Source organism: Paramesorhizobium salinisoli (assembly GCF_003335045.1).
Taxonomy (GTDB): Bacteria; Pseudomonadota; Alphaproteobacteria; order Rhizobiales; family Rhizobiaceae; genus Paramesorhizobium; species Paramesorhizobium salinisoli.
This window is the reverse complement of sequence record NZ_QOZG01000137.1, coordinates 1-324: the sequence shown is the minus strand read 5'-3', so window position 1 is coordinate 324 and position 324 is coordinate 1. Positions and strand designations below refer to the sequence as shown.

General features: G+C 58.0%; 1 protein-coding gene. It reads right to left on the bottom strand.

All coding sequences use genetic code 11. The features are described from left to right. Positions 1–289 (bottom strand): hypothetical protein (locus DUT91_RS25260; RefSeq protein WP_147272322.1); only part of this gene is annotated, 289 nt, incomplete at its 3' end. Between the last annotated feature and the right edge of the window lie 35 nt (positions 290–324).

Genomic DNA, 324 nt, shown 5'->3' with positions numbered 1-324 from the left:
TTAGGCCGCCGGCGGCGTCGGCAGTGAACGGGTTTATCATATCGATTGGCTTGCGCTTCGATGCTACAAGCGCCGTAATGGCTGCTGCTGTTGGCATCAGCGGTGCGCCCTTGTCGATCCAGCCTAACGCCTCTTTATCCTTTCCCAGACGATCGCACAGCCATTGCGCAGCGCTGGTCACGCCATCGCCCACACCGGCGTGAACCGTCACATCGATGGCGGTATGTGTCTCTCCGCTTCCCCAATCTGTGATGCCATCTGGGTGGAAGGAAAGATTGGCATTCTTCACACCACGCCATTGGCAAACAGCACGATAACCAGCGC